The organism is Streptomyces boluensis (assembly GCF_009908195.1).
GTDB lineage: Bacteria > Actinomycetota > Actinomycetes > Streptomycetales > Streptomycetaceae > Streptomyces > Streptomyces boluensis.
Genome location: NZ_JAAAHS010000576.1, coordinates 1 through 3,374, shown reverse-complemented (window position 1 = coordinate 3,374; position 3,374 = coordinate 1). Strand labels below are relative to the sequence as shown.

Below are 3,374 nucleotides of genomic sequence, written 5' to 3'. Positions count from 1 at the left end.
ACCACACCCACCGCTCCCGCCGCACCCATCGCCCCCCTCATCGCACCCATCGCACCCACCGAATCTCCACCGAACTTCGACCAACTCCCCTACCCCTGGCCGAAAACGCTCGTCCGAGATGTCCGCAACGGCCCCGTATCGACCCTGGCCCTGTATGTCCGAAGCGCCCCGAGGCGTGGCGTGACAAGAGTCGCAACGGGTTTGGGCCCGGCCGATTTCCCTTGCCCCTCAAGCCCCTTGAACTCGGGCCTTACTGGTCGGTAATCCTTGTTGGGGCCCGGATTTCCGGGCCGTGTGCGGAGATCCACTGCGTGTTAGCGTCCCGTCCCGACCGGGGGGCCGACCGCGCAGAGCGAGAGGAAATCCGTGGGTCACATGCAGCACATGGACGGTGGCTGGATCACTCCAGTCCTGTCGTACGTCATGGCCGTGGTGGGGGCAGCGCTTGGACTGCGCTGCACCGTGAGGGCGTTGGCCGCCCGGGGGCGGGCCAAGCGGAACTGGCTGCTCACCGCGTCCGCCGCGATCGGCGCCGGGATCTGGACGATGCACTTCGTCGCGATGCTCGGCTTCACGGTCGACGGCACCGCGATCCGCTACGACATCCCGCTCACCCTGCTGAGCCTCGCCGTCGCCATCGTGGTGGTCGGCGCGGGCGTGTTCATCGCCGGGTACGGGGGCTCGCGGGTCCGCTCCGTACTCCTCGGCGGTCTCGGCACCGGCCTCGGCGTGGCCGCGATGCACTACATCGGCATGGCCGCAGTGGAACTCAACGGCAGCCTCGCCTACGACCCGCGCCTCGTCGCCGCGTCCGTCGTCATCGCCGTCGTCGCCGCGTCCGCCGCCCTGTGGGCCGCGCTCGCCGTGCGCGGCCCGGTGATCGCCGCGGGCGCCGCGCTGGTGATGGGCCTCGCCGTGAGCTCCATGCACTACACCGGCATGGCCGCGGTCTCCGTCTCCGTACGGACGAGCACCGCACCCCTGGCGGGCGCCAGCGCACCCGCGTTCATCCTGCCGCTCGCCGTCGTACTCGGCTCGTTCCTCTTCCTGACCTGCGCCTTCGTCGCCCTGTCACCGACGGCGCGGGAGCGCGCCGAGAGCGAGGCCGCGGCCCGGCCGCTGCACGAGGTGGAACTCCCGGCGACCTGAGCCGGAGCCGAACCGGAGCCCACCTGAACCCGGAGCCCGACCCCGGGCCCGGCGCGTCCGCACCGAAAAGCGTGCCGAAAGCGCACCGCCGACCGCACCGAAAAGCGTGCCGCCGAGGAGACACCCCGCCATGCCCGTACGCCTTCCGCTGCCCGAACGGCTGCGCCCCAAGTCGATCAGAGCCAAGGTCGTCACCCTGCTGACCGTGCCGGTGGTCTCCCTGATGGCGCTCTGGGGCCACGCGGCGGTCACCACCGCGACCCAGATCTCGGCCGCCGAGCAGCTGAAGCAGGTCAACTCGGCGCTCGTACAGCCCGTCTCGGACTTCACCCACGCCGTGCAGGAGGAACGCGCCGCCGCCCTGAAGCACCGTTCCGGTCGAGGCGGCGACGCCGGCTACGACGCTGCCAAGTCCCGTACGGACAAGGCCGCGGCGGCGCTGCGCGCGGGCGTCCGGTCCAGCAGCACCGACATCGCCAGGATCGACGCGTCCCTGCCCGACCGCATCCAACGGCTGCTCAAGAGCGCCGCCGCGCCCGCCGGACGGGACGCGGACAGCCCCGCGGCCGCGCTCGCCGGCTACGACACCGCCGTCGACCGCGCCTTCGCCGTCCGCTCCGCGCTCGCCCGCGCCGACCGCAACGACCGGGCCGACCCGGACGGCGCGGCGACCGACACCCGCGTCGTACTCGAACTGGCCCGCGCCCGCGAGGCGTTGAGCCGCCAGGACGCGGTGTACGGAGCCGCGCAGGCCGAAGGTTCCATGACCGAGGCGCGGTACCGCAGCTTCGTCGGCGACGTCGCCCTCCAGCGCGGCCTCACCCGGAGCGCCGCCCCGGACCTGACCCCGAGGGACGCCGCCGCCTACCGCCAGGTCCTCGACTCCACCGACGCCGCCGAGCTGAGCACCGCCCAGGACGCGGTCCTCGACGCCGGAACCGACGGGGCCGCCACCGCCGTACCGGCCGGAAGCTGGCAGTCCGCCGCCGCGCAGACCCTGACCGGGCTCGACCGGGCCGAGCGGAGCACCGTTCGCGCGGCCGCCGGAGCGGAGCCGTACTCCCTTGCCACCCTGGGCAGTTCGGGCCTCGCGGTGATCCTCGGCCTGTTCGGTGTGGTGCTCGCGCTGATCCTCTCCGTACGCATCGGCCGCGGCCTCGTCGGCGACCTCACCGGACTGCGCAACCGCGCCCTCGACCTCGCCGCCACCCGCCTGCCGGGCGCGATGCGCCGCATCCACAACGGCGAGGCGGTGGATCTCGACACCGAGGCGCCGCTCGCCCGCACCCCCATCCGCGACGAGGTCGGGCAGGTCGGCGCGGCCCTCACCACCGTGCAGCGCGCCGCCCTGCGCGCCGTCGCGGGCCGCGCGGCCGTACTGACCGGCGTCTCGGGCGTGTACGTCAGCCTCGCCCGGCGCAGCCAGGTCCTGCTCCACCGGCAACTGGAACTCCTCGACACGATGGAGCGCCGCACCGAGAACCCCACGGACCTCGAAGACCTGTTCCGCCTCGACCACTTGACGACCCGGATGCGCCGGCACGCCGAGTCGCTCCTCATCCTCTCCGGCTCGGCACCCGGCCGCGCCTGGCGCAATCCGGTCCCGCTGATCGACGCGGTACGCGCGGGGATCGCCGAGACCGCCGACATCGACCGGGTCCAGCTGCACGACATCCCCGACCTGCGCCTCGCGGGCACGGCGGTGGCCGACCTGGTCCACCTGATGGCCGAACTCACGGAGAACGCCGCACGGTTCTCGCCGCCGCACACCGCCGTGGTGGTCCGTGGCGAGGAGGTCGGCGCCGGTGCGGTCCTGGAGATCGAGGACCGCGGCCTCGGCATGGGCGACGAGGCGCTCGCCACGGCCAACGAGAAGATCCACGCCGCGGACGTCGACCTCCTCGACTCCCGCCAGCTCGGCCTGTTCGTGGTCAACCGCCTCGCGGAACGCCAGCGCCTGGAGGTCACCCTGCGCCGCTCGGTCTACGGCGGCATCACGGCGGTCGTCTTCGTCCCGAAGGAGCTCCTGGAAGCCCCGCACCCGGGCCTACGCCCCCTCCCGGAACAGCCGCCGGAGCCGCCCGCGCTGCCCGTACCGCCCCCGCCGCTCGCACCCGTACCCATGCCCGAACCCACCGAACTCCCGCGCCGCGCCCGCACGACGGCACAACCGGAACCGGAACCGATGCCGCAGCAGCCGAAGCCAGTACGCGAACCGCAGCCCG

Annotated in this window: 2 protein-coding genes; both read left to right on the top strand. The window is 73.3% G+C overall.

What is annotated here, in order from left to right; genetic code table 11:
• The first annotated feature begins 366 nt into the window (after window positions 1-366).
• The gene (locus GUY60_RS36095) at window positions 367-1,149 is read left to right on the top strand and encodes an MHYT domain-containing protein (RefSeq protein ID WP_161705681.1); all 783 of its coding nucleotides are present in this window, start codon (window positions 367-369) and stop codon (window positions 1,147-1,149) included.
• 130 nt (window positions 1,150-1,279) lie between these two features.
• On the top strand, window positions 1,280-3,374 hold a 2,095-nt coding region (locus GUY60_RS36090; protein ID WP_161705679.1), incomplete at its 3' end, for a sensor histidine kinase.